The sequence below is a fragment of the Bacillus sp. IS1 genome (genome assembly GCF_032461585.1).
Lineage (GTDB): Bacteria > Bacillota > Bacilli > Bacillales > Bacillaceae > Bacillus > Bacillus velezensis.
In genome coordinates this window covers 1-22,337 of sequence record NZ_JAWCWR010000008.1, presented here as the reverse complement: position 1 = coordinate 22,337, position 22,337 = coordinate 1, and the positions used below count along the sequence as shown (strand labels likewise).

General features: G+C 45.7%; 27 protein-coding genes, 2 pseudogenes and 1 other annotated feature. Of the genes and pseudogenes, 19 read left to right on the top strand and 10 right to left on the bottom strand.

The features are described 5' to 3' along the window. The first annotated feature begins 42 nt into the window (after window positions 1-42). The 8 genes from murC to motS all read left to right on the top strand — a co-directional run bounded on the left by murC (window position 43) and on the right by motS (window position 6,874). Window positions 43-1,341: a UDP-N-acetylmuramate--L-alanine ligase gene (gene murC / locus RUW00_RS20180; RefSeq protein WP_032873626.1), complete on the top strand. Its 1,299-nt coding sequence runs from the start codon at window positions 43-45 to the stop codon at window positions 1,339-1,341. A gap of 155 nt (window positions 1,342-1,496) precedes the next feature. After that, complete coding sequence (locus RUW00_RS20175) at window positions 1,497-1,919, top strand: DUF948 domain-containing protein (RefSeq protein WP_007408777.1); 423 nt, start codon at window positions 1,497-1,499, stop codon at window positions 1,917-1,919. Window positions 1,920-1,951: 32 nt separating this feature from the next. Then, entirely contained in the window at window positions 1,952-2,365 is a 414-nt protein-coding gene (locus RUW00_RS20170; RefSeq protein WP_003152380.1) for a YtxH domain-containing protein, read from the top strand. A gap of 25 nt (window positions 2,366-2,390) precedes the next feature. Then, window positions 2,391-2,717 (top strand): bacillithiol system redox-active protein YtxJ, encoded by a 327-nt coding sequence (ytxJ, locus tag RUW00_RS20165; protein WP_014418654.1) that lies wholly within the window; start codon window positions 2,391-2,393, stop codon window positions 2,715-2,717. 235 nt (window positions 2,718-2,952) lie between these two features. Continuing rightward, complete coding sequence (locus RUW00_RS20160) at window positions 2,953-4,029, top strand: bifunctional 3-deoxy-7-phosphoheptulonate synthase/chorismate mutase (protein WP_003152383.1); 1,077 nt, start codon at window positions 2,953-2,955, stop codon at window positions 4,027-4,029. Window positions 4,030-4,306: 277 nt separating this feature from the next. Then, window positions 4,307-5,311: a catabolite control protein A gene (gene ccpA / locus RUW00_RS20155; RefSeq protein ID WP_003152385.1), complete on the top strand. Its 1,005-nt coding sequence runs from the start codon at window positions 4,307-4,309 to the stop codon at window positions 5,309-5,311. A 68-nt stretch (window positions 5,312-5,379) separates the two neighbouring features. Then, complete coding sequence (gene motP, locus RUW00_RS20150; RefSeq protein ID WP_007408775.1) at window positions 5,380-6,195, top strand: flagellar motor protein MotP; 816 nt, start codon at window positions 5,380-5,382, stop codon at window positions 6,193-6,195. Then, window positions 6,185-6,874, top strand: a complete 690-nt coding sequence (gene motS, locus RUW00_RS20145) for a flagellar motor protein MotS (protein ID WP_003152387.1) — start codon at window positions 6,185-6,187, stop codon at window positions 6,872-6,874. Before motP ends, motS begins: the two co-directional genes overlap by 11 nt. A 9-nt stretch (window positions 6,875-6,883) precedes the next feature. Here motS and RUW00_RS20140 read toward each other — a convergent pair whose 3' ends face one another. Genes RUW00_RS20140 through RUW00_RS20130 form a run of 3 tightly spaced genes read right to left on the bottom strand, consistent with a single transcriptional unit; the run spans window position 6,884 to window position 9,348 of the window. Further along, a complete protein-coding gene (locus RUW00_RS20140; protein WP_280145451.1) occupies window positions 6,884-8,050 on the bottom strand; it encodes an acetoin utilization protein AcuC in 1,167 nt (388 codons plus the stop codon). Then, window positions 8,047-8,691 carry an acetoin utilization AcuB family protein gene (locus RUW00_RS20135; RefSeq protein ID WP_280145388.1) on the bottom strand — a complete coding sequence of 215 codons (645 nt, stop codon included), beginning with the start codon at window positions 8,689-8,691 and terminating at the stop codon, window positions 8,047-8,049. The genes RUW00_RS20140 and RUW00_RS20135 overlap by 4 nt, the downstream gene beginning before the upstream one ends. Window positions 8,692-8,715: 24 nt before the next feature. Then, window positions 8,716-9,348 carry a GNAT family N-acetyltransferase gene (locus RUW00_RS20130; RefSeq protein WP_280145387.1) on the bottom strand — a complete coding sequence of 211 codons (633 nt, stop codon included), beginning with the start codon at window positions 9,346-9,348 and terminating at the stop codon, window positions 8,716-8,718. Window positions 9,349-9,506: 158 nt separating this feature from the next. On the opposite strand from RUW00_RS20130, the gene acsA reads away from it, so the two are divergent. The 3 genes from acsA (at window position 9,507) to sr7p (ending at window position 13,072) form a co-directional block, all read left to right on the top strand. After that, window positions 9,507-11,225: an acetate--CoA ligase gene (acsA, locus tag RUW00_RS20125; RefSeq protein WP_280145386.1), complete on the top strand. Its 1,719-nt coding sequence runs from the start codon at window positions 9,507-9,509 to the stop codon at window positions 11,223-11,225. Window positions 11,226-11,278: 53 nt separating this feature from the next. Continuing rightward, window positions 11,279-11,511, top strand: a binding site (T-box leader). A gap of 50 nt (window positions 11,512-11,561) precedes the next feature. Further along, the gene (gene tyrS / locus RUW00_RS20120; RefSeq protein ID WP_007613147.1) at window positions 11,562-12,827 is read left to right on the top strand and encodes a tyrosine--tRNA ligase; all 1,266 of its coding nucleotides are present in this window, start codon (window positions 11,562-11,564) and stop codon (window positions 12,825-12,827) included. A gap of 119 nt (window positions 12,828-12,946) precedes the next feature. After that, window positions 12,947-13,072 (top strand): small protein SR7P, encoded by a 126-nt coding sequence (gene sr7p / locus RUW00_RS20115; RefSeq protein ID WP_007408768.1) that lies wholly within the window; start codon window positions 12,947-12,949, stop codon window positions 13,070-13,072. 40 nt (window positions 13,073-13,112) lie between these two features. On the opposite strand, the gene RUW00_RS20110 is transcribed toward sr7p, so the two are convergent. The 3 genes from RUW00_RS20110 to RUW00_RS20100 form a co-directional block, all read right to left on the bottom strand. Next, window positions 13,113-13,436, bottom strand: a complete 324-nt coding sequence (locus RUW00_RS20110) for an AzlD domain-containing protein (protein ID WP_007408767.1) — start codon at window positions 13,434-13,436, stop codon at window positions 13,113-13,115. Further along, the gene (locus RUW00_RS20105) at window positions 13,433-14,164 is read right to left on the bottom strand and encodes an AzlC family ABC transporter permease (RefSeq protein WP_038464177.1); all 732 of its coding nucleotides are present in this window, start codon (window positions 14,162-14,164) and stop codon (window positions 13,433-13,435) included. The genes RUW00_RS20110 and RUW00_RS20105 overlap by 4 nt, the downstream gene beginning before the upstream one ends. Before the next feature lie 72 nt (window positions 14,165-14,236). Further along, window positions 14,237-15,043 carry a TrmB family transcriptional regulator gene (locus RUW00_RS20100; RefSeq protein ID WP_095272639.1) on the bottom strand — a complete coding sequence of 269 codons (807 nt, stop codon included), beginning with the start codon at window positions 15,041-15,043 and terminating at the stop codon, window positions 14,237-14,239. A gap of 221 nt (window positions 15,044-15,264) precedes the next feature. Here RUW00_RS20100 and RUW00_RS20095 point away from each other — a divergent pair, with 221 nt between their 5' ends. The 4 genes and pseudogenes from RUW00_RS20095 to RUW00_RS20085 all read left to right on the top strand — a co-directional run bounded on the left by RUW00_RS20095 (window position 15,265) and on the right by RUW00_RS20085 (window position 17,581). Beyond that, window positions 15,265-16,134, top strand: coding sequence for a cation diffusion facilitator family transporter (locus RUW00_RS20095; protein ID WP_007408764.1), 870 nt, complete (start codon window positions 15,265-15,267; stop codon window positions 16,132-16,134). A 171-nt stretch (window positions 16,135-16,305) separates the two neighbouring features. After that, window positions 16,306-16,356, top strand: a pseudogene (locus RUW00_RS23075) (hypothetical protein); the annotation flags it as partial. 47 nt (window positions 16,357-16,403) lie between these two features. Then, entirely contained in the window at window positions 16,404-16,649 is a 246-nt protein-coding gene (locus RUW00_RS20090; RefSeq protein WP_280145385.1) for a hypothetical protein, read from the top strand. A gap of 179 nt (window positions 16,650-16,828) precedes the next feature. Then, window positions 16,829-17,581 (top strand): SGNH/GDSL hydrolase family protein, encoded by a 753-nt coding sequence (locus RUW00_RS20085; RefSeq protein WP_014418647.1) that lies wholly within the window; start codon window positions 16,829-16,831, stop codon window positions 17,579-17,581. 15 nt (window positions 17,582-17,596) lie between these two features. Here RUW00_RS20085 and RUW00_RS20080 read toward each other — a convergent pair whose 3' ends face one another. The 4 genes from RUW00_RS20080 to RUW00_RS23070 all read right to left on the bottom strand — a co-directional run bounded on the left by RUW00_RS20080 (window position 17,597) and on the right by RUW00_RS23070 (window position 18,860). Further along, on the bottom strand, window positions 17,597-17,725 hold the full coding sequence (locus RUW00_RS20080) for a hypothetical protein (protein ID WP_255247560.1): 129 nt from the start codon (window positions 17,723-17,725) through the stop codon (window positions 17,597-17,599). 151 nt (window positions 17,726-17,876) lie between these two features. Beyond that, on the bottom strand, window positions 17,877-18,386 hold the full coding sequence (locus RUW00_RS20075; RefSeq protein ID WP_095272626.1) for a type 1 glutamine amidotransferase domain-containing protein: 510 nt from the start codon (window positions 18,384-18,386) through the stop codon (window positions 17,877-17,879). Between the two features lie 169 nt (window positions 18,387-18,555). After that, window positions 18,556-18,783, bottom strand: a complete 228-nt coding sequence (locus tag RUW00_RS20070) for a hypothetical protein (RefSeq protein ID WP_021494455.1) — start codon at window positions 18,781-18,783, stop codon at window positions 18,556-18,558. A 5-nt stretch (window positions 18,784-18,788) separates the two neighbouring features. Beyond that, window positions 18,789-18,860 (bottom strand): SWIM zinc finger family protein, encoded by a 72-nt coding sequence (locus RUW00_RS23070; RefSeq protein ID WP_223204447.1) that lies wholly within the window; start codon window positions 18,858-18,860, stop codon window positions 18,789-18,791. 159 nt (window positions 18,861-19,019) lie between these two features. Between RUW00_RS23070 and hmpA the strand changes: the two genes are divergently transcribed. From hmpA to RUW00_RS20050, 4 genes and pseudogenes are all read left to right on the top strand, one after another. Next, complete coding sequence (gene hmpA / locus RUW00_RS20065; protein ID WP_095272624.1) at window positions 19,020-20,210, top strand: NO-inducible flavohemoprotein; 1,191 nt, start codon at window positions 19,020-19,022, stop codon at window positions 20,208-20,210. Window positions 20,211-20,602: 392 nt separating this feature from the next. Continuing rightward, on the top strand, window positions 20,603-20,722 hold the full coding sequence (locus RUW00_RS20060; RefSeq protein WP_245207589.1) for an XtrA/YqaO family protein: 120 nt from the start codon (window positions 20,603-20,605) through the stop codon (window positions 20,720-20,722). A 599-nt stretch (window positions 20,723-21,321) separates the two neighbouring features. Then, window positions 21,322-21,822: a DUF4944 domain-containing protein gene (locus tag RUW00_RS20055; RefSeq protein ID WP_095272620.1), complete on the top strand. Its 501-nt coding sequence runs from the start codon at window positions 21,322-21,324 to the stop codon at window positions 21,820-21,822. 280 nt (window positions 21,823-22,102) lie between these two features. Further along, window positions 22,103-22,337 (top strand): annotated as a pseudogene (locus RUW00_RS20050) (Fis family transcriptional regulator); the annotation flags it as partial.

Genomic DNA, 22,337 nt, shown 5'->3' with positions numbered 1-22,337 from the left:
CATATACTGGGGAACAGATAGACGTTTGTTGGAGGTACGATTATGACTGTTTATCATTTTGTTGGAATAAAAGGGACAGGTATGAGCCCGCTTGCTCAAATCCTGCATGATACAGGGTATCAGGTGCAGGGATCGGATATCGAGAAGCAGATTTTCACTCAGGCTGCCCTTGAAAAAAGAAATATCCCGATCTATCCGTTCAGCGCCGATAACATCAAACCCGGCTTAACGGTAATCGCCGGTAACGCATTCCCTGATTCTCATCCGGAAATCGCAAAGGCGCTCGCTGAAGGGATTCCTGTCATCAGATATCATAAATTTTTAGCTGAATATATGAAAAAATATACAAGTGTCGCGGTAACGGGCGCACACGGCAAGACGTCCACAACGGGCCTCTTGGCACACGTGATGCAGCAGGCGAAGCCGACTTCGTTTCTTATCGGGGACGGAACGGGCAGAGGAAATGAAAGCAGCGAATACTTTGTATTTGAAGCCTGCGAGTACCGCCGTCATTTCTTAAGCTATCAGCCTGATTATGCGATTATGACGAATATTGATTTTGACCACCCTGATTATTTCGCCAACATTGACGATGTGTTTGATGCTTTCCAAAACATGGCGCTTCAAGTCAACAAAGGCATCATTGCCTGCGGTGATGACGAGTACCTGCCGAAAATTCACGCCAATGTGCCTGTCGTGTATTACGGCACGGGAGAAGAAAATGATTTTCAAGCGAGAAACATCGTAAAAAATACGGAAGGCACGACATTTGACGTCTTTGTCCGCAATACGTTTTACGATACGTTCTACATCCCGGCATACGGCCATCACAATGTCCTCAATTCCTTAGCGGTCATTGCGCTCTGCCACTATGAAGAGATAGACGTGAACATGATTAAGCTCGGACTTGAATCATTCGGCGGCGTCAAACGCAGATTCAATGAAAAAGTGATCGGCAGCCAGGTACTGATCGACGACTACGCCCACCATCCGACTGAAATCAAAGTCACGATTGAGGCGGCGCGCCAAAAATATCCCGAACGTGAAATCATCGCGGTATTTCAGCCGCATACGTTTACACGGACGCAATCATTCCTGGATGAATTCGCAGAAAGCTTAAGCGCGGCCGACCGCGTGTATCTGTGTGACATTTTCGGCTCTGCCCGCGAGAACGTCGGCAAGCTCACGATCACGGATCTTCAGGAAAAAATCGATAACGCAGAACTCATTGAAGAAAATGACACATCCGTGTTAAAAGCGCATGAAGGTGCAGTGCTGATCTTCATGGGCGCCGGAGACATTCAAAAATATATGAGAGCCTATGAAAACGTCATAGCGTAACGAAAAAGCAGTGGGGCTCTCACTGCTTTTTTGTGCGTGCTGCAAAGGGATTTACCGAGAAACGGAGAAATAGTATACATACAGATCTTTCATATATGTTTATCATTTTAAGAATTGGGTATATACCACTATATCCTGCAATAAGGAGGTATTAGATGATCATCATTCTTTACTTAAGCGTCGCACTCATTGCCGTTGCATTTCTCATCCTTGTCATCTATCTGTCCAAAACATTAAAGTCCGTGCAGATGACCTTAACAAACGTTGCCTCGACTTTAGACGGCCTTGAAGGGCAGATGAAAGGCATTACCGCAGAGACAACCGAGCTGTTACATAAGACAAACCGTCTCGCGGAAGACATTCAGGAAAAATCAGAGAAATTAAATACGGTTGTCCATGCTGTCCAGGAAGTGGGAACTTCCGTCCAGCAGTTTAATACATCCATAAAGCAGGCAGCAGGTTCCGTTACGGCCTCTGTAAGAGAGAATCAGGATAAGATCAGTCAGGTTGTCACCTGGAGCCAGGCCGCTATGGAAATATGGGACAAGTGGAAGCAAAAGAAAAAAACATCGCTTTAATCATAAGAAAAATCCACTAAGGAGGAATCATAATGAGCAAAGATGGAATCAATAGTAAGGATTTTTTAATCGGAACGCTGATCGGGGGAATTATCGGCGCGACAACGGCGTTGTTTCTGGCGCCTAAATCAGGTAAGGAGCTGCGCGACGATCTCGGCAGTCAGGCTTCTGCGTTAAAGGATAAGACGGACAGAATGACGGCCGACGCGAAAGAAAAAGGCTCTCAATATGTCAGCATCGCCAAGGACAAAACATCTAATATCACCCAGCTGGTAGCTGATCAGTCAGGCCAGATTATGAATAAAGTAAAGGATTTAAAAGACCGTTCTAAGAGCACACTAACCGAGAAAGCCGAAGAGACGAGAAGCGAAATGCAGGACACGGCCCAAAGCATCAAGGCCGAAGCGGAAGACGCCGGGGAAAAAGCCGGTCAGGCAAATCGCTGATCCTCAATAAGGAGAGATAACCGACATGACAAAACAGCTGATATCGTCTGAAGAAGAGTTCAAAAATGCCGCTGAGAAAGAAAACACGCTCGTGTTTTTGAAACACAGCACAACCTGCCCGATCAGCCAAGCCGCGTTTCAGGAGTTTGACGCCTTTGCATCGGAGCATTCGGAAGTGCCTTCTTATTACCTGCAGGTGCAGGACAGCCGGCCGCTTTCAAACTATATCGCCGAGACATACGGCGTGAAACATGAAAGCCCGCAAGTATTCGTCATTACAAACGGCGAAGTGAAATGGCACGCGTCTCATTCACAAATCACAAAAAACGCAATAGAGCAGCACCTCTCATAATTGCTGGCCGCCGGTTGATACCGGCGGTTTTTTTTTGAAAAAAACTATTGATCATTTCAGCCGGATCATGTAGGATATCAATATACGTTACTTCAATGCATAAAAGCTTAAAAGCGTTTTGGTGATAAAGTAAAATGTGAAAAAATTTATTATTTCATATTCCTATTTTCGCATAACTGTAGTAAGATGCATGTTAACCATTAAAATAAAACATAGCATAGAAGGGATGAAAAAGATGAGCAACAAGGAATTAGAGAGCCTAAGACAGCAGGCAGACGCACTAAACTTAGAAATCCTTAAATTAATCAATGAACGCGGAGCCGTTGTAAAAGAAATCGGTAAAGCAAAGGAAGCACAGGGTGTCAACCGATTTGACCCTGTCAGAGAGCGTACAATGCTTAACCGCATTATTGAAAGCAATGACGGCCCATTTGAAAACTCAACGATCCAGCATATTTTCAAAGAAATTTTCAAAGCCGGACTTGAACTTCAAGAAGAGGATCACAGCAAAGCGTTGCTCGTCTCCCGGAAGAAAAAAGCAGAAGATACGATCGTTGATATTAAAGGTGAAAAAATCGGTGACGGCGATCAGAGATTCATCGTCGGACCTTGTGCCGTAGAAAGCTATGAGCAGGTTGCCGAAGTAGCGGCCGCAGCGAAAAAACAAGGCATTAAAATCCTGCGCGGAGGCGCGTTTAAACCCCGCACAAGTCCGTATGATTTCCAAGGTCTCGGCGTTGAAGGCCTGCAAATTCTTAAACGCGTCGCTGATGAATATGACCTCGCGGTGATCAGTGAAATCGTAACGCCCGCCCACATTGAGCAAGCGATTGATTACATTGACGTCATTCAGATCGGCGCGCGGAACATGCAAAACTTTGAATTGCTGAAAGCGGCCGGCTCCGTTAAAAAGCCGGTATTGTTAAAACGCGGTCTTGCCGCAACAATTTCAGAGTTCATCAATGCAGCTGAATACATCATGTCACAAGGAAACGACCAAATCATTCTTTGTGAGCGCGGAATCAGAACGTACGAAACGGCAACGAGAAACACACTCGACATTTCTGCCGTGCCGATTTTGAAACAGGAAACTCACTTGCCGGTGTTTGTTGACGTCACACACTCAACAGGACGCCGCGATCTCCTGCTTCCGACAGCAAAAGCGGCGCTTGCGATCGGCGCTGACGGCGTGATGGCCGAAGTTCACCCTGATCCTTCCGTTGCCCTTTCAGACTCTGCGCAGCAGATGGATATACCTGAATTCGAGAAATGGCTGAACGAATTAAAGCCAATGCTGAAAGTAAAAGCATAATACAACTCCGCTCTTTAAAGGCCGCCTCGCGCGGCTTTTTTTTCGTATCTTCATTTTATTTAATTATAAAATGAAAGTGAACGTTTTCATCACTGGGAAAAACGTGTATAATTTCATGAGAGATATTTAAATTTGATGAATAATGAAAAATAATGTACACTACTGACTTACGCTTACAATCATAAACGACAGAATGCGAAATCGTACGACATTTCTTTACATAAAGTGTTTATGCTATAGATAAGGATAAGTGTATCCAGTAAAAGGAGTGGTTTCAGTGAGCAACATTACGATATACGATGTGGCCAGAGAAGCAAATGTCAGTATGGCAACTGTTTCCCGCGTCGTGAACGGCAACCCGAATGTAAAACCGACGACCAGAAAAAAAGTATTGGAAGCCATTGACCGGCTCGGCTACCGCCCGAACGCGGTGGCAAGAGGGCTTGCAAGCAAAAAAACGACAACGGTCGGCGTCATCATCCCTGATATCTCAAGCATTTTCTACTCGGAACTTGCGCGTGGAATTGAAGATATCGCGACGATGTACAAATATAATATTATTTTAAGCAACTCGGACCAAAATCTTGAGAAAGAACTGCATCTGTTAAATACGATGCTCGGCAAACAAGTGGACGGTATCGTATTTATGGGCGGCAACATTACGGACGAGCATGTCGAAGAATTTAAGCGCTCTCCTGTGCCGATCGTCTTGGCGGCATCAGTGGAAGAACAGGGCGAGACGCCTTCTGTCGCCATTGATTATGAACAGGCGATTTATGATGCCGTTAAGCTTTTCATTGATAAAGGGCATCGCGATATTGCATTCGTCTCCGGACCGATGCAAGAGCCGATCAACCGTTCGAAAAAACTGCAAGGGTACAAACGGGCGCTTGAAGAAGCGGCGATTCCGTTTAACGAGCAATTCGTAGCGGAAGGCGATTACACCTATGATTCCGGTATGGAGGCGCTTCAAAGCTTGATGGGCCTTGACCGGAAACCGACGGCGATTCTTTCTGCGACGGATGAAATGGCCCTCGGCATTATCCATGCGGCCCAAGATCAAGGTCTTTCGATTCCTGATGATCTTGATATTATCGGTTTTGACAATACGAGATTGAGCCTGATGGTCCGCCCTCAGCTTTCAACAGTCGTGCAGCCTACGTACGATATCGGCGCCGTGGCGATGAGACTTTTGACAAAACTGATGAACAAAGAGCCGGTTGAAGAGCATATCGTCGAATTGCCTCACCGCATCGAATTAAGACAATCAACCAAGTCATAAAAAAACGGAAAAGCAAGCTTCACTCTGAGGGGTGGAATCTTGCTTTTTTACTTGAGTAAGGAGAAGATATGAAACGTTTTGATTATCTGACGCCCGTTGGCTTTATGTTAGGCTGTATTATTGTCGCAATCGGTATTCTGTCAGGGACGGGACTGGCGGGAATCAGTTCATTTTTAGATCTGACTTCTTTTTTAATCGTCACAGGCGGCCTTGCTGCGGCGATCTTTATCAGTTTTCCGCCGAGGGATTTAAAGAAAACCCCTTCTGTTCTGAAACAGGTATTCTCCCGTCAGGATGACAATGTGAAAGAGCTTGTCAGAGTATTTGTCAGCCTTTCGGAGCAGGCGCGCAGGCAGGGGCTGCTGTCTCTGGATGACCAGGCGCGTGAGATCAAGGATCCGTTTTTAAAAAAAGGGCTTTTGCTTGCGATTGACGGCTGGGACGAGGAAACGATCCGGCTGGTGATGGATTCTGAGATCGCCGCGATGGAAGAAAGACACAGAAAAGGAAGACGCGTTTTTGAAAAAGCCGGTGATTTCGCACCCGCCTGGGGAATGATCGGGACGCTCGTCGGACTCGTTCTCATGCTCAAAAACTTAAATGACCCGCATACCCTCGGACCGAACATGGCCGTTGCGCTATTGACGACGCTGTACGGAGCGCTGCTTGCCAACTTGGTATTTATCCCAATCGCGGCAAAGCTTGAAGAAAAAACGGAAAGTGAAATTTTCATCAAACAGGTCATGATCGAAGGGGTTGTCGGCATCCAATCGGGCAAAAATCCCCGCAACCTCGAGAGTCAGCTTGTCGTCTTCAGCTCAAGAGAAGACTGGCGTAAAGGACAGCCTGCGAACAAGAAAAAGGGCGCTGTCCATGAAGCTTAGAAAAGAGCGTTTTGAAAGAAGAAACAAACCGGAACATTCCGGCGGTTCACCGAGATGGATGGTGACGTTCGCTGACTTGATCACGCTCATTCTCGTGTTCTTTATATTGCTTTTTTCGATGTCGCAAATAGACGCGGAAAAATTTCAATCTGCCGTTTCATCGATTCATACAAACGGCAGCGGGGGTGAACCGGCGTCATCAGACAAAGCAAACGAAAATAAAGAACAGGATTTGCTGTTACAAAACGTGAAGACATACATAAAAGCGCATCATTTGAGTTCCAAATTGACGGCGAAGCGCGATGAGCGCGGAGTGGTCCTTGTGCTGCAGGAGGCCGTTCTGTTTCAGACCGGAAAAGCGGATGTGCTGAAAAACGCCGAGCCGGTTCTGCATCAGATCGCGGTGCTTTTAAAAACAATTCCGAATGACATACAGGTAGAAGGCCATACGGACAGCCGCCGGATTTCCACCTATCAATTTCCGTCGAACTGGGAGCTGTCGTCTGCAAGAGCGGCGAGTGTGATCCGGTATTTTACCGCGAATGAAGACTTTTCCGCCAAACGGTTTATCTCTGCCGGGTATGCGGATACGAAACCTGTGAAGGACAACAAAAGTCCCGGACATATGAAAGAAAACCGCCGTGTAGAAATTGTGATCAAAAAAACGACCTCCTCATAAGGTCGTTTTTTATTTTGTCTTATACCGCTGCTCAGACCGGATGGCAAAAAGTGCTTTTTCCACGGTTTGGGCATTTTTTTCTGAAATTTCTTCTTTGCGGGGAATCGGAGGATATAATTGTTCAGGATCACTCCAAAAAGCGGGCAACGTGCAGGGGGAGTGCTTCTGCCATTTATCAATCCATTTCTGCGGTATGCGTTCCCCGGGATCAATCCCTTTCATCTCAAGCCAAATGCGGCTCCATGCTCTCGGGACGACTCTCCAAATATCGTATCCGCCGCCGCCGACCGCGATCCATCTGCCGCTGCAATATTGATGGGCTAATGAATGAGCGAGCCGCGGGATCTCCTGATAAATGGAGATTGTATTGGACAGGTGTGTCAACGGGTCGTAATAATGGGCGTCCGCACCGTTTTGGGTAAGAATCACATCCGGTTTAAAAAAAGCCGCGATTTCTGAGGCGGCCGTTTTGTAAGCGTGAAGAAAGGAATCGTCCTCTGTGAAAGCGTCCAGCGGAATGTTAAAAGAATAGCCGTAGCCTTGCCCGCTTCCTTTTTCCAGTACCTGTCCCGTCCCGGGAAATAAATAACGCCCGGTCTCGTGAAAAGATACAGTGCAGACATCAGACCTGTCGTAAAACGTAAATTGAACGCCGTCGCCGTGATGGGCGTCTGTATCAATGTATAGCACTTTTGCCCCGTAGTTCTTCTGGATGTATTGGATGGCCACGGCGCTGTCATTATAGATACAAAAGCCTGAGGCCCTGCCGCGGAAGCCGTGGTGAAGGCCGCCTCCTAAATTGCAGGCGTGCCTAGCTTGTCCCGTCATGACATAATCAGCCGCCGTTAAGGTGCCGCCCACCAGAAGTGACGCGGCATCATGCATGCCGGCAAAAACGGGGGTGTCTTCCGTTCCGAGACCGTAGCTTTCTCCTTCTGCGGCAGGGAGCCGGCCCGCACCCGCTAGTTCCACCGCCTGTATATAATCCTCCGTATGAACGAGAGCCAGCTCATCTTTAGCGGCCGTGCGCGGTGTGACGATATCTCCTTCGTCAAACGCATCCGCCGCCTGAAGCAGATCGTATGTTAAAAGCACGCGGCGCTGATTGAACGGATGCTCCTGATGAAATTGATACGTCTGATAAGAAGGCGAGTAAACAAAAACGCTGTCTCTCATGGCTGATCCCTCAAATGTTTCGGCCATAAGACATTGTATCCGGCTTCTTGAACGGCACGGATAAAAGGGAGCGGATTCATCGTCTTCACCCGGAAGACGAGAATGTTCGACCCGGCGGAATCATGGGGATAGACGAGCACACTCAGGATTTGCAGCTGAAGATCACGGCACATGCAGCTGAGATCAGCAAGGCTTTTTGTCATATCCGTCACCAGGATTTCCACCTGTGATCCCGGCTGGGCCGCGCCTGTCAGGCTGACGAAAGTCCGGAGCACGTCGGTTTTCGTTAAAATGCCCGTCAGCTTATGGTTTACCGTAATCGGCAGACAGCCGATGCCGTGCTCATAAAAGGAAGCGGATATTTCTTCCACAAAGTCAAGCGGATGGGCGCAGATGACATTCCGCTTCATAATGGTCTCCACTTTGTTTGTCAGAAACGCGCCGCGTTCCTTTTGGTCAAAGCTGCCGGGGCCGGCCTGTTTAATGTCTCTGTCTGTGACAATACCGATGACGTGCAGCTCGTCGTCGATGACAGGGAGATGGCGGATATGATATACCTTCATTTTACGGACGGCTGTTTCAATGGAGTCGTGTTTTGAGACGGTGATGACGTCCCGTTTCATGATTTGTTCTGCAATCATCTTTTTATCCCCTTTGTATGTCAGTCAATACATAAATCGCTGATAAAAACGAAGCCTGTCGAACTGTTCAATTGACTCCTGACTGACGTGCCTGCCGATGCGGGCCATCAGACAATTGGCCGGGTGAGAGCTGATTTCCGGTTCATCCGTTGCGAACCAGACAAGACCCCCGGCACTCATCATCTTTTCCATGATCTTCCTGTATGCCCATACATCTTTTTTCATTCCTTTTAAATCCCAATGCCAGTAATATTCCGTCGTCATGATGATGTACCGTTCCATCTGTTCATCCATCATGCTGACTGTCAGCAGCGTTTTTCCGACAGAACAGCCCCTGTAGCCGGGAGCGACCTCGATCGCCCCGAGTTCAAGGAGGTCTTCCATATTTCCGTCAGACCACCGTTCAAGCGGATCAGGATATAAATACGTCACATAGCCGATAATCGTCTGTCCGTCCCTGGCGATAATGATCCGACCTTCAGGAAGCCCGGCGATCTCGATTAACGCTTTGTGCTGTTCATGAGGAAGGCGAAAGGCTGTCAGGCCTTCATGAAACTCATACTGTGCTAGGTCCTCTGGAGGAACGGGCCCTTCTACTAAAAGAGGGCCGGCTGCTGTCTGAATTGATGAAGAATGGTACGTTTTATGATGTTTCACTGATTCACCGCCTGTCGGTTCTTAATAAAAACACATCTCTCTTAAGCATAACAAAATATAAAGCGTTTTCAATAGGGTTGTAATTTATATTTTAAAAATTGAGAAAACTGTGAACATCTACTATAATTAGTCTATAGATAAGCAAAGGGGGATGTTGCATGAATTTGAAAGCGTTGCCGGCGGAAAAGGGGAATTATCATCTGCGAAATTATGAGGAAACGTACCGCAGCTTCGATTGGAAAGAGGTCGAAGCGGAGTTTTCCTGGCATCAGACGGGGAAGCTGAATGCGGCGTATGAAGCAATTGACCGTCATGCCGAATCATTTCGAAAAAACAAAGTAGCGCTGTATTACAAGGACGCAAACCGGGATGAAAAATACACATTTAAAGAAATGATGGAGGAATCGAACCGGGCGGGAAATGTACTGAGACGGTATGGAAACGTGGAAAAAGGGGACCGCGTTTTTATTTTCATGCCGCGTTCGCCGGAGCTTTACTTTATCATGCTCGGCGCAATTAAAATCGGTGCGATCGCCGGTCCTTTATTTGAAGCGTTTATGGAAGGCGCCGTCAAAGACCGCCTCTTGAACAGCCAGGCAAAGGTTGTCGTGACGACACCTGAACTGGCCGAACGGATTCCGGCGGACAGCCTGCCCGACCTCGAGCATATTTTCATTGTCGGCGGCAGCAAAGAAGCGGGAGATAAAATCATCCATTATGATAAAGCGGCTGAGGGAGAAAGCACGAGACTTGATATTGAATGGATGGACAGAAGAGACGGCTACCTGCTTCACTACACATCAGGATCTACCGGAACGCCCAAAGGTGTGCTCCACGTTCATGAAGCCATGATTCAGCAATACCAGACCGGCAAGTGGGTGCTTGATCTTAAAGAAGGCGATATTTACTGGTGCACTGCGGACCCGGGCTGGGTGACCGGGACGGTGTACGGGATATTTGCGCCGTGGCTGAACGGAGCGGCGAATGTGATCGTCGGCGGCAGATTCAGTCCGGAAAACTGGTACGGCACGATCGAGAAGCTCGGTGTCAGCGTCTGGTACAGCGCTCCGACGGCTTTCAGAATGCTTATGGGCGCCGGAGATGAAATGGCATCCAAATTTGACCTTACTTCACTTCGTCACGTCCTGAGTGTCGGAGAACCTTTGAACCCCGAGGTCATCAAGTGGGGACATAAAGTATTCGGCAAGCGCATCCACGACACGTGGTGGATGACAGAAACGGGCGGACAGCTCATCTGCAATTATCCTTGCATGGAGATCAAGCCGGGTTCAATGGGGAAACCGATTCCGGGAGTGGAAGCGGCGATCGTTGACAATCAGGGAAATGAGCTTCCGCCGTACCGAATGGGAAATCTCGCCATTAAAAAGGGCTGGCCGTCGATGATGGATTCCATTTGGAACAACAAAGAGAAATATGATTCTTATTTCATGCCGGGCGGCTGGTATGTTTCCGGAGATTCTGCTTATATGGATGAAGACGGTTATTTCTGGTTCCAAGGCAGAGTCGATGATGTCATCATGACATCCGGCGAGCGCGTCGGCCCGTTTGAAGTCGAAAGTAAACTTGTTGAACATCCGGCGATTGCCGAAGCCGGCGTCATCGGAAAGCCGGACCCTGTCCGGGGAGAAATTATTAAAGCGTTTATCGCGCTCAGAGAAGGGCATGAGCCATCCGATCAGCTGAAGGAGGACATTCGCCTCTTTGTAAAACAGGGGCTTGCCGCGCATGCCGCACCGCGGGAAATTGAATTCAAAGATAAACTTCCGAAAACACGGAGCGGAAAAATCATGAGACGTGTGCTGAAGGCATGGGAGCTGAACCTGCCGGCAGGCGACCTGTCCACAATGGAAGATTAAAGACGGCGTTGACATCGTATCTTATTTATGTTAAAAATGAGTAAGCTTCATACGAAAAGGTTTTGATTGAGACAAGTAGGGTATCTGATTGTTCAAGAGAGCTGATGGCCGGTGAAAATCAGCACATAAGATATGCCGAATACACTCATGAACCGCTTTTGCGAACAAAGCCATTCCAAGGCTTTCAGTAGTGAAAGAACGGACACGGTCCGTTATCAAAAAGAGTGATAAAAGCTTTTTTATGCTTTTATTAGTAGGGTGGTACCGCGATTATATCGTCCCTTCGTTTTAAACGAAGGGGCGTTTTTTATTTTCATAAACAAAGGAGCAGACAAAATGACTAACTTATTAGAGGATTTATCATTCCGCGGCTTAATCCAGCAAATGACGGATGAAGAAGGACTGAATAAACAGCTGAACGAAGAAAAAATCCGTTTATACTCAGGGTTTGACCCGACGGCTGACAGCCTGCACATCGGACACCTTCTGCCGATATTGACACTGCGCCGTTTCCAGCTTGCAGGCCACCATCCGATTGCGCTTGTAGGCGGCGCGACGGGACTGATCGGCGATCCGAGCGGCAAAAAAGCGGAGCGTACGTTAAATACTCAGGATATCGTTGTCGAATGGTCGCAAAAAATTAAAAATCAGCTTTCCCGATTTTTAGATTTCGAGGCCGGAGAAAACCCCGCTGTCATAGCGAACAACTTTGATTGGATCGGAAAGCTGAGCATTATTGAATTTCTCCGTGACGTCGGAAAGAACTTCGGAATTAACTACATGCTTGCGAAAGATACCGTAAGCTCAAGAATTGAAACCGGGATTTCTTACACGGAATTCAGCTACATGATCCTGCAATCCTACGATTTTCTGAATCTGTACAGAGAAAAGAACTGCAAACTCCAAATCGGAGGCAGTGACCAGTGGGGCAACATCACGGCCGGTCTTGAACTGATCAGAAAATCTGAAGAAGAAGGGGCGAAAGCTTTCGGTCTTACCATTCCGCTCGTCACAAAAGCTGACGGCACGAAGTTCGGCAAAACGGAAGGCGGCGCCATTTGGCTTGATAAAGAAAAAACATCGCCGTACGAATTCTACCAGTTCTGGATCAATACAGATGACCGCGACGTCGTCAAATATTTAAAATACTTTACTTTCTTATCAAAAGAGGAAATTGAAGCTTATGCTGAAAAAACGGAGACGGCTCCTGAGAAAAGAGAAGCGCAGAAACGTCTCGCTGAAGAGGTGACTGTTCTTGTACACGGCCGCGAAGCGCTTGAGCAGGCCGTTCATATCTCCCAGGCGCTGTTCAGCGGCAATATTAAAGAGCTTTCCGCTCAAGACGTCAAGGTAGGATTTAAAGATGTACCTTCGTTTGAAAAAGACCGCTCTGAAGAACTGTCTTTAGTAGACGTGCTTGTGGAATCTAAATTGTCGCCTTCAAAACGGCAGGCCCGCGAAGACATTCAAAACGGAGCTGTTTACATTAACGGCGAGCGCCAGACGGACATCGGGCATCTTCTGACTGCGGAAGACCGCATTGAAGATCAATTTACCGTACTGCGCCGCGGAAAGAAAAAATACTTCCTGATCACGTACTGAAAATAAAAAGCAGTCCGGCCGCTCAATGCGGCAGGCTGCTTTTTTATGTTTTGTGAATACTGCACGGGGAAATGAGTACAGTACATAGTATAAGCAAAACAGGGAAGGGGTGCTGCGCCGTGAATTTCATGTTTACCATCGCAAAAGAAAGATTGCAGCGGGATCATTGGGAACAGCAGCAAAGCATAAACGCCGAAGCCAAAGCCGAGGAATCAGAGACGGAAGAAGAAAATCCGACATCATAAAGGGAAAGCCTCCATTCTGCGGAATGGAGGCTTTTGATTGTCACCATATCAGCCTGACGGCGGCCATCAGCACGACTCCTGTGATGACCGTGATGGATAAGCTTTTTGTCCGCATCGCGCAAAGCAATGTCGGGATGAGAACGATCATTGCTTTCCAATCAAAGGTCAAAGCGCTGTTTGTTTTCACAATCATGCTTTCCGTTACCAGAGCCGTCAAAATACAAAGCGGAATAAAGGAGAGCCATTTTAAAGCCAACTCAGGCATCTGAATGTTCCGGACAAATATAAACGGAACAATGCGCGGCACAAGTGTAACAATCATGCAGCCGAGTATAATCCAGATCATTTGTGTGCTGATGCTCATTTGTCTGTCACCACCCCGATCGTTGCCACAATCACGGTTGAGGCGATGACCGCGATGTGTGACGGGACGAAATACGATAACAAGACCATAAAAATGATCATATAGAGAATTAAGGAGAGGCTGTGCTTCAGCTTTTCCGAAGCGGACGACTGCAATTGCAGCACAAGCAGCGCCGCAAACATAGCGGGCAAAGCAAAGTCCAGGCCGAGCGCATAAGGATCAGATATCCATTGTCCGAGAAGCCCGCCCATCACGCAGGAAATAACCCAGCACATGTAAGCGGTTATATTGAGACCGTTCATCCACTTATCGTATAACCTGCCGTTCTGAGCCGCTTTGTTCACCGCTACCCCGAAAGATTCGTCAGTAAGCAAAGCCCCGAAGCCGATATTTTTCGCCAAAGAGTATTTCGTGAAATACGGCGCGATGGTCAGGCTCAGCAGAAGGTGCCGCAGATTGACGATAAACGTCGTTAAAATAATAGCGGAAATCGGACTCCCGGAAACAAGGAGCGAGCAAATAATAAATTGGGCGGCGCCGGCATAGACACACAAAGATAACAAACAAATTTCAAGAATGCTTAGATGAGAGGCAACGCCAACGATGCCGAAAGCAAAACCGATGCTCATATAGCCCAGCAGCGTAGGCACACAATCCCGCACCCCCTGTAAAAACGTATCGTTCATTTCCCGGGAAACGGCGGTTTTTTGCACTTCTGTGTTAATCATTTTTTATACTCCTTTCATAGAGATTATAATGATAACGACTAATGAAAAAATCAAAGAAAATACGGTTCACATTTATATGAACCGATTTCCGGTGACGACATGAAATAACGAATGGTTTTGTTTCATCAGGCCCTCAACTTTTTCAGCCCCTACTTCTTTCACAAGCTCCGCGAACATCAGATCGTGCCTCATATATTCCATGGCCACGAGAACGAGAGCGGGATCTTCTGATTTAATGGCCCAGGCATTCGTCTGCGGAGAAAAATTGGCGATTAAGACTTCTTTATTATCGCGGGCAGCTATCGTTAATCTCCCGCCCATCCGTTTCTCCGCCACTTCAGGAGACATATTATGATTTGTCGTATTTCCAAGCTTCACTTCCGGAGGGCCGAACACAATCGAAAAGACGGGCAATTGTTCGGCGGCGCGTTTGTTAGCGGCTTCTTGAATAAAGGGAATCTGCTGTTCCCAGACAGACAGCCACAACTCTTCCTCGGCTTTTTCAATCATATCCTTCATCTCATTGATGACATGATCATTCGTGCTGATGCGGCGGATGACATTCATCTCCTGCTCGCTTTCCAGCGCCAATAACTTTTCCTCAAGGTAGCCGAATGAGCTCTCGAAATCGTGCCGGAGCCGGTCGATTAATTCCTTTCCGGCCAGCGGGGCATATGTAACCGGATCAGACGGCACAATATGGACAGCGCCTTTATCAACTAATTTCCCCAATACTTCATAGATCATTGAGCGGGGGACGCCTGACCTTTTGCTGACTTCATATCCGGTAACAGGCGAGTGTTTCAACAAGCCGATATATGCTTTACATTCATATTGAGAAAATCCAAACTTCTGTAATTCTTTCAGAACATCCTCCATAAACATCCTCCGTAGTGGTTATTCATGAAACTACTATAATGTAAGCGATTATATCTTGTCAATGGGACTTGAGTGCTGAAAGAAAGGTGCGCCTGTTTTGTCGCTTTCCAACTTAGTTTATGGTGAGTTACATGTATGGCTTTTGTGAAAAACGTTGCCGTAGACCCACACGAATGCCGTTTGATACGATAAATTCAAGAAGTTAAAAGAGGAGGATCACGGTGGAAAACACCTCTAAAATCGCTTTTTTATCGGTTATAAGCAATTCCCTGGTCGTCATGCTCAAAATAGTGGTGGGGATAATAACCGGATCTGTCGCGATACTTTCTGAAGCCATTCATTCTTTTTTAGATTTGATCGCCGCCTTCATTGCCTTTATCTCCGTCAGGATTTCAAAAAAACCGGCTGATACAGGGCATCCGTACGGTCATGGAAAAGTCGAGAATCTGTCGGGGACTATCGAGACGATTCTGATTTTTGCGGCAGGGATTTGGATGATATATGAATGCGTTCAAAAACTGGTCAACCCGGCGCCGGTTCATCTGCCCGTATTGGGCATTGTTGTGATGCTTGCGGGGGCTCTCATTAATTTGATCGTTTCGAAGTTCGTAAAAAGAGAAGCCGAAAAGGTTAATTCCGTGGCAATGAAATCAAATGCCCTGCATTTACTGACTGACGTGTACACATCATTAGGCGTAGCGGCAAGCCTTTTGGTCGTTACCTTAACGGAGTGGTACATACTTGATCCCATTATAGGTATGGTGCTGGCGGTGTATATCATATATGAAGCGTTTAAGTTAATGAAAGAAGCATTCCCGCCGCTGATTGATACCCGTTTGTCGGAAGAGGAAGAAAAAACAATTTTAAAGATTATTGAAACATTTCAACAGGAATTTATTGAAATTCACGATTTTCGTACAAGACGCTCCGGCCCGCAGGAGTATATTGATTTTCACCTGGTCGTAGCCTCTCACGTGACGATTAAAGACGTGCACGACCTGTGTGACCGCATTGAAAGAGATATTACGAATGAATTCAAACAAGCACAGGTAATGATTCACCCCGAGCCGGAGAGCGAGAGGAAGAAATAAATCGATCTTATGTTTGCGTTTGTTCCCGGCAAAATGCCTGCAAAAGGCCCGTTCCCACGGGTCTTTTTGTTGTATAAATGACTATTTCTCGCTCATATGAGAGAGAAGCTTATACACGTGAGGGGTTCATTTCATACGTTATGTTGTAAAGAAAAAGGGAGGTGAACAGAATTGAACGCTATTTCTGTTAAAGAAATTGAACATGGAGTTGCCGTTGCGGAAAGAGAAGGTTTAGGGGAGTATTTATACCAAGAACCGGTTTCTAAAAAATGTTCGCGCCGTTCCCGCAGCAGAAAACGGACACACCGTTCCCGCAGCAGAAGACGGACGCATCACCGGACACACCGTTCCCGCAGCAGAAGACGGAGCCATCACCGGACACACCGCTCCCGCAGCAGAAGACGGACGCATCACCGGACACACCGCTCCCGCAGCAGAAGACGGACGCATCGCCGGACACACCGTTCCCGCAGCAGACGGTCTCATCAAAAACGCACCCGCAAACGCTGTTTTAAATGCTGACTGCAGACTCTATTACAAGTAACGGGGATCTGCTATAATGGCAAGAGAACTGCATAAAAGATCCGGTATCATCATCTGCGGACACTGAACTGACAACATGGCGCTGTTTGTTCGTGTCCGTTTTTTATGTCAAAAAAGATGCCGGAGGATAAAAAGGAAGGGATGACGCCGAATGAAGCTGAATGAGGATTTTTATAACTCTGAAGGAAAGACAGTCTCTTTGCCAAACATAAGCAGCAAGCTTTTGCATATCACGGACAGCGGGCATATCAGCATTGACTTCATCAGCATAAGCAGGCTGCGGAAGGCTTCAAAAATCGCGATCTTAGGTGACAGCGTCGCCCGGGGGCTGCGTGCGGAATACGGCTTTGGTGACATTCTGAAAGACCGGACAAACGCTGAAATAACCAATCTGTCTGTCAGCGGCGTTAATATGAGCAACAACGGAAGCGGTAACATTTATCAGCAGGCGCTTAAAACAAAGGGACATGATGTCATCATTGTCCAGGGAACAGATGATGATTGGTGCAACCACATTCCCATCGGCACAGATGAAAAGGATATCACCACATTTTACGGTGGCTTCTGCCAAGTGATTCAGCAGCTGCGAAGCGGAAATAAAGGCGCGAGCATCATTGTGGTGACCCCAACGAGACAAGCAAAAATATCAAAAGGAAAAATCGTCCGCCGTGATACTGATAAAAATAAACTGGGTCTGAAGCTGGCTGACTATGTGAAAGCCCAAAAAGAAGCCTGCACACTCCTCTCTGTACCGTATGCCGATCTGTTTGATACTGATCTTATCGACCCGTATAATCCCGCTTTCCGCAGCATGTGCATGTCAGAAGGTCTTCATCCGAACGAGAAAGGGCATCAAATCATATTTCAGGAAATCTGCCGGAATTATTATTACTATTATGGGTAACACAGCGCTAACAGATTATTTTCGGATTTGCTTTTCTAAAAGCTCAATTATTCTTTGAGATGCGTGTTTTTGCGCTCTCAAAAGCGAGACGATATTACCGGTAAAACCGATTAAAATGATAAGCAGCAAAATGATCATCCACATAGCGAACCTCCTGTCGGGTTTTAAAACATTCTCTTTTTATTTTACTTATGATGGATGGGCCGGAGAATAGGTCTAACTGATGGTGTTTTTTGAGAGCCGGTGAAAAGTCCATAAAAAAAGCACAGACTGAACAGGTCTGTGCTTTTTTCTCTTATTTCAGCAGGTTCAATGATTCACGATTAAAGGCTTCCAAATCGTCAGGTGTTCTGCTCGTTACGATGTTATGGCTCACGACGACTTCTTCATCCTTATAATTTGCGCCGGCATTGATTAAGTCTTTGCGGATGCTGCGGAATCCCGTGATATCTTTTCCTTTAAGAAGGTCGGTATCAATCAGCAGCTGCGGGCCGTGGCAGATCGCGAAAACGGGTTTCTGATTTTCCACGAATGCTTTAGTGAATTCACCCGGGCGGTCATCTCCGCGCAGAAGATCCGGTGAAAAGCCTCCGGGAATCAATAACGCATCGAATTCCTTGGCGTCTGCGTCTGAGATCGCTTGATCGATCTTTACTTTCTCACCGTGCTTGCCCGTCACTTCTTTCCCTGCTTCCAAATCTATTGTCACCACACTGTGGCCCGCTTCTTTAAATGCGTCCGCCGGGCTTGTATATTCAATATCCTCAAATTGATCTGTCATCAGAACTGCGATTTTTTTGCTCATACATCATGCCTCCTGGGAATTTGTATATGACAAGAATATCAGGCAGATTCCCGCCTCACAACGTATTTGCTTATGAAAAAAGACCCCTCTGAAAAAGAGGAGCCAAAAGGTACGGAGGTCTGCTGAAACTTACGTGTTTAACTTGAGATAAGGCAAGAAATCGAACCAATTACTTTTTGCGTCTTTTTTTATGCTTTTTACACCCGCATTTCCCCGGATCTCCCGGATCAATGACTTCGTGAATTGTTTCTTCCTTATAAACGTGGCGGGGAACATAACGGATATGCTCTCTGTTAATGTGTTTGATGGGATGGACGTAAACCACTTCTTTGTCAGTATACTTGTCAGTCACAATATACTTAGGGTCACAGTAATACACTTTCGATTTTTTACCCATTCATCTCACCTCCCGTACTTTATTAAATGCTGGCAAGGAGGGTTTTGCATCGGACAAGTACACCGTGGCAAGTCCACAATTTTTCATATGCAATTTCGTTTTTCTGGTTTTTCCTGAATCCGCCTCAAATTGGAACGGTTAACCCTTTTTGAGCGGGGAAATCTATAAAAAAGAATTCAAAAACGATTCTTTTCTCAGGTCAATCGAGATGCATACATCTTTAGGGGGATTTCAGAATGCTCGATGAAAAAACGATTGAAATCATTAAAAGCACAGTGCCGGTCTTAGAAGAGCATGGTGAAGAAATCACAGGCCGATTTTATGACCTGCTGTTTCAGCATCACCCTGAGCTGCTGAATATCTTTAATCAGACAAATCAAAAGAAAAAAACACAGCGTACGGCCTTGTCGAATGCTGTGATTGCGGCCGCAGCCAATATTGACAGGCTGGAAAACATCGTTCCCGTCGTCAAACAAATCAGCCATAAACACCGGAGTATAGGTGTTAAGCCCGAGCATTACCCAATCGTTGGAAAGTACTTGTTAATCGCGATAAAGGATGTGCTAAAAGACGGGGCCGCTCCTGAGGTCATTCAGGCATGGGAAAAAGCATACGGCGTCATTGCAGACGCTTTTATCGGAATTGAGAAGGACATGTATGAACAAGCGGAAACGCAAAAAGGCGGCTGGAAAGACTATAAGGCATTTACAATTGATAAAAAGGTAAAAGAAAGTAAAGAGATAACGTCGTTTTATTTAAAACCGGAAGACGGACAAGTTCTCCCCGAATTCAAAGCGGGGCAGTATATCAGTGTAAAAGTATACATTCCGGACACGGGCTATACGCATATCCGCCAATACAGCTTATCCGACGTGTCCGGTAAGGATTATTACCGGATTTCCGTGAAAAAAGAAGGGGTTGTTTCCTCATATCTGCATGACCAATTACACGAAAAGGATTCAATTGAGATCAGCGCTCCGGCCGGGGATTTCGTATTAGACCCTGATTCCAAAAACAATCTGGTTCTCATCAGTGCCGGTGTCGGAATTACCCCGATGATCAGCATGTTAAAGACGGTTGCCAAAACCCAGCCGCAGCGAAACGTTCTCTTTATCCATGCGGCAAGGAGCGGAGAGTATCATGCGTTGCGGCATGAAGCTGAAGAAGCCGCGGAACACTCATCCGTTGACACCCTCTTTATTTACAGCGAGCCGTCCGAACAAGACCGTTCAGAAAACATTCGTTTTCGGGAAGGCCGGATTGACAAACAGCTGTTAGAAGAAGTGATGACAGATAAAGATGCTGATTTTTACCTGTGCGGATCACCGTCGTTCATTAAAGAAATGAAAAAGCTGATTTCTGAATTCAATACACCGCCGGAATCCATTCACTATGAATTATTTGAACCCCAGCTGAGTATGGTGTGACGGAAGAAGGAAGGATTTTAATGTATGAAGCACCCGGATTGGGTGCTTTTTTATTCTCTTGCGAGGAAAGTTTGCTGCTCAACATTTTATGTTAAGCTTGCTTAATTAATGAAATAAAAGACACATGGCCCGCGCATCAAAGAGTACGGGCTTTTTGTCAACTTGGAGCGGCGATTTGACGATTAGAGATTGGTATGAGGCAGCACTGAATTTTTACTTGCAAAAAAGTTTAAAGACAGGATGAATGGTTACTTGTTTGGATACAAACAACGACTTTAAAGGAGGAAACAGTATGAGATTAATCAGTTTAGATCATATAAAGAGATAAACTTGTCATAGACACGAAATAGTACGAATGCTTTGCGGTTATTCTATCCAATGGAGCTGCAAGGATGGCTCCGCTCCCCACATACGGGGAAACAAAGATAATTATAAATCATGGCAAGGTCACCCGCGTTAAATGGGACGAAGGCTATTTCTTCTATGCATACTGCACATGGCTTTTTTTCTGATAATAAGACGCTCCCTATTTCCACGCTATCTCCTCCTCAGCGCCAACAGGCTTTCCGTCTTGGACTTGTATCCAATTAAACAATTCTGGAAAGCAGGATGAGTCCCTATTTCTTTGTGATTCCTTAATATAAAAACAATATCCCGCCAATGGCAAGCAATAGGAACGATAATTAAATTGGATTGCAGCATGCTATCCGTTAAATCTTCGTCAAACAGACTGGCAGAAAGCACCAAAAAGAATATTTGCACACAGAATATTCCTCTTTTTACATCATAATAGATAGTATTCAATAATCCATCTCTAATTTGTTTTTTTAGACAAAAAAGAACCAGACACGCATCAGCAACTCGTTCAATTTTTGTTAGGATCAGAATGATTTTAAGTACTTTTGTACTTCAGTCTCCCCTTGCTTAACTGTTAAATTCTCATTTGTGGCTTCAGCCGCTTAGACATTATTAAGAAAAGTAAAACTCAAAACTGATGTTACTAAAAGACTCAATGCGATTTTTCATTTGTTTCTCCTTTTTTGGGTTTGTGGTACTATTATCCTGTAATTACTTTAAAAGGACAAGTCAATACATTTTTTGGAGGTTGTTTATGACGAACGAGTATAAAAAGCCCGTTTTATTTACAGTTTCTGCATTGGTGATCATTTTCCTAGTGTTTTTCTCATTAAAAATCTATAACTATTACAATCTCGAATATCCTAACTGGGAAGGTAAAAGTAAGGATCACAACTGGGAAGTAGTCTTTAAAAAGAATGAAGATACTCCAAAAGAGTTTAGCGGGGAAATTCTTTGGATTGGCGATAAAGATAAAACTGATAAAACTTATATAGAATCCATAACAATAATGAAAGATAATAAAGCACTTCTTGATTCTTCAGATTTTAACAGCGATATCCCTATGAAGGATTATTCAGGTGGTACCTTTAGCGATGGATCAGCTAAAGAAAAATCATTTTCATTTTTAGAACGCTTAGAAGAATCTGATCTAAAAGGATCTAAGATAACGGTTCAAGTGAAATGGAAACAAGATAACCAATCATTCAGTACGGAAAAGTTCGTTCTTTCAAAGAAAACGATATTTAATCTCTAAATTTATTGAGTTTATTCTAACCAGTTTCTAATCTGAACTGGGAGAAGATTTAATTAAATAAGTCCAAGACGGAAAAGCCTGCGGACACTGATCATTGTACAGATATACTGTGCTCTGATTGGTGTCTGTTTTTTGTTTTTCGGAAGCATCGATAAAGAAGTGCTGAATATTGCGTAGGAGTCAATCTGAGGGCATTTCCTAAAAGGTGGGGAATGGGGTTGGCAAAGGATGAAACGAGCCGGGAGCGGCTGATTTAAGGGGAAATAACAGGAGGAAACATATGCAAGATTTAATCATTGAATATAAAAGCGCATTGAAAGATGTTAAAAAGATGTACCGGCAGTTATCGGCGGTTGCTGACAGTCTCTTAACCGCTGAACAAAAAAATGATAAAAAGATAATTGGGGGCATGATAAACGACCTTGAATATACAATCGAATGGCTGCAGAATGGGAGACAACCCGGCGCCCGCCGTGGTGCTGATCGTAGGGATGTGTATAAAAGAACAATTCTGG